Raw genomic sequence first — 3,138 nt, forward strand, 5'->3', positions numbered from 1 at the left:
GCGGCTCCCGCCGCTCCCGCAGACAATGGCGGCAAGGGCCTGAGCATGGCCGAATGCAGCACCAAGTATCAGGCCGCCAAGACGGCCAACACGCTGAACGGCATGAAGTGGAACGACTTCCGCAAGACCGAGTGCGGCGCAGCCGCCTCGGATGACGACACCGTGCCGGCCGCCGACGAGGCGAGCTACACCAAGGAGCCGGCGAAGCCGACGACGGCTGCGCCCAAGGGCGTCACCTTCCCGTCCGCGATCTCGCCGAAATATACCAGCGAGACCCCCGGAAAGGGCCGTATGCACACCTGCCTCGACCAGTACTATGCCCTCAAGGACGCCAATTCGCTTGGCGGCCTGAAGTGGATCCAGAAGGGCGGCGGCTTCTACAGCCTGTGCAACGCCAAGCTGAAGAGCTGATCGCTTAGCCATAGTCTCCAAACAAAGGCCCGCGCATCGCAAGATGCGCGGGCCTTTTTTGTTGCGCGAAGACGCACACTGCCTTGCTCGCATCTGCACGTCGCCGGGCTGCCGGCATCATCAATTCGCCTACACTGCCCACCGCCAAGCTCATCGGAAGTCCGTAAAGATTCTGGTTGAACATATAGAGAACAAACCATATACAAAAAGACGTCAAACTTATTATCAACCAGGAGGGTCTTATGCACGGTTTGAAATTGGCGGTATTGGCTGCGACCGCATTTGTCGCTTGGAGCGTCGCCCCCGCAAGCGCACTGACGATGAAGGAATGCGGCGAGACCTATCGAACAGCCAAGGAAGGCGGCACTCTGAACGGCATGGACTGGACGGCTTTTCGCAAGGAGAAGTGCGCGACATCAGCAGCGGACAGTGTCAGCGAGGATACGGTCAAAACCGAGCCGCAGACGAAAAAAGAAACCAACGCGGCGGTCGCCCCCACTGTAGCGCCCGCGGGCGTGACATTTCCGACCACGCTGGCCGCCGAGTTCAAGACCGAAAAGCCCGCGAAGGCGCGCATGAAGACCTGTCTCCAAGGCTACCATGGCAACAAGGACGCGGGCACGTTGAACGGCCTTCGCTGGATCCAGAAGGGCGGCGGTTATTACAGCCTGTGCAATGCCAAGCTGAAGAGCTGAGCGACAAGACATCTGAAGAAGAGAAGGCCTGCGAACCGCAGGGTTCGCGGGCCTTTTTGTTGCCTTCGAGGGCACGCCAGCGGCGACGTTGCCAATCTCCCCCTTGTGGGGGAGATTGGCTATCACCTAGGCTTTCGCCAATCGTCACCGTCGCAGATGCGAGGTCGCGGACAACTCCTCCCCAACGCCAAAAACAAAGAACGCCGCGGAGCAAGCCGCGGCGTTCGATGAAATCGGTGGCCGAACTCAGCTCGACGGCTGTGGTTCCATACCGCCTTCGGGCTCAGGACCCTTCTTGCGGCGGCCGCCGGACTTCGGCACGGCCGAGCCACGACTTGGCGGCGTATCGTCGCCGAGGTCGCGTGCGGGCTTGTGGCCGGCGATCAACTGCTTGATCTCCTCGCCGGACAGCGTCTCGTATTCCAGCAGGCCCTGAGCCAGCGCGATCCATTCCTTCTTCTTCTTGGTCAGGATGGACTTCGCCGACGAATAGGCCTCATCGATCAGGCGGCGCACTTCGGCGTCGATGATCTGCGCCGTTTCTTCCGAGACGTTCTGCGTGCGCGCCACCGAATGGCCAAGGAACACTTCTTCCTGGTTGTCGCCATAGGCGACATGGCCGAGCTTGTCGGAAAAGCCCCAGCGCGTGACCATGGCACGCGCCAGCTTGGTCGCCTGCTCGATATCCGAAGAAGCTCCGGAGGTGATGTTCTCCTTGCCGAACTTGAACTCCTCGGCGACACGGCCGCCCATCATGATGGCGAGCCGCGAGATCATGTATTTGTAGCTCATCGAATAGCGGTCGCCTTCGGGCAACTGCATGACCATGCCGAGCGCACGGCCGCGCGGGATGATGGTGGCCTTGTGCAGCGGATCGGCCGACGGCACGTTGAGCGCGAGGATGGCGTGGCCGGCCTCATGGTAGGCGGTCAGCTCCTTCTCGGCCTGCGTCATGGCCGACGAGCGGCGCTCGGCGCCCATCATGATCTTGTCCTTGGCGTCCTCGAATTCAGCCATGGTGACGAGGCGCTTGTTGCGTCGTGCCGCCATCAGCGCGGATTCGTTGACGAGGTTCATCAGGTCGGCGCCGGAGAAGCCAGGCGTGCCGCGCGCGATCACCTTGAGGTCGACATTGGGCGCCAGCGGCACGTTGCGCACATGCACCTTGAGGATCTTCTCGCGGCCGACGATGTCAGGGTTCGGCACCACGACCTGGCGGTCGAAGCGGCCTGGCCGGAGCAGCGCCGGATCGAGCACGTCGGGCCGGTTGGTGGCTGCGATCAGGATGATGCTTTCGTTGGATTCGAAGCCGTCCATCTCGACCAGCAGCTGGTTCAGCGTCTGCTCGCGTTCGTCATTGCCGCCGCCGAGTCCGGCGCCGCGATGACGGCCGACTGCATCGATTTCGTCGATGAAGATGATGCAGGGCGCGTTCTTCTTGGCCTGATCGAACATGTCGCGGACGCGGCTTGCACCGACGCCGACGAACATCTCGACGAAGTCAGAACCGGAAATGGTGAAGAACGGCACATTGGCTTCGCCGGCAACCGAGCGCGCGAGCAGCGTCTTGCCGGTTCCCGGAGGGCCGACGAGCAGCACGCCGCGCGGAATCTTGCCGCCGAGCCGCTGGAACTTCTGCGGATCGCGCAGGAACTCGACGATCTCTTCCAGATCTTCCTTGGCTTCGTCGACGCCGGCAACGTCCTGGAAAGTGACGCGGCCATGCGCTTCGGTGAGCAGCTTGGCCTTCGATTTGCCGAAGCCCATCGCGCGGCCGGAGCCGGACTGCATCTGGCGCATGAAGAATATCCAGACGCCGAGGATGAGGATCATCGGCAGCCAGGAGATCAAATAGCCGAACAGCGAATTGGAACCGTCCGTTTCAGGCCGTGCATTGATGGTGACGTTCTTGTCCTGCAGCCGCGAGACCAGCGAAGGATCGCCGGGCGAATAGGTCTGGAAACCGCTGGAATTGTCGGTGTAGGTGCCGCTGATACGAGCGCCAGCAATGGTCACCGTCTTGACCCGCCCC

Annotated in this window: 2 protein-coding genes and 1 pseudogene; 2 read left to right on the forward strand and 1 reads right to left on the reverse strand. The window is 62.0% G+C overall.

The genetic code is table 11. The features are described from left to right. Together EN914_RS29745 and EN914_RS29750 are read left to right on the forward strand one after the other, a co-directional pair. A pseudogene (locus tag EN914_RS29745) lies at positions 1 to 411 on the forward strand (hypothetical protein); the annotation flags it as partial. A gap of 242 nt (positions 412 to 653) precedes the next feature. Next, positions 654 to 1,106: a hypothetical protein gene (locus tag EN914_RS29750; RefSeq protein ID WP_050580452.1), complete on the forward strand. Its 453-nt coding sequence runs from the start codon at positions 654 to 656 to the stop codon at positions 1,104 to 1,106. Between the two features lie 246 nt (positions 1,107 to 1,352). Here EN914_RS29750 and ftsH read toward each other — a convergent pair. Then, positions 1,353 to 3,138, reverse strand: a 1,786-nt coding sequence (ftsH, locus tag EN914_RS29755) for an ATP-dependent zinc metalloprotease FtsH (RefSeq protein ID WP_127389460.1), incomplete at its 5' end; no start/stop codon positions are given.

The sequence above is a fragment of the Mesorhizobium sp. M7A.F.Ca.CA.001.08.2.1 genome (genome assembly GCF_003998455.1).
GTDB lineage: Bacteria > Pseudomonadota > Alphaproteobacteria > Rhizobiales > Rhizobiaceae > Mesorhizobium > Mesorhizobium ciceri.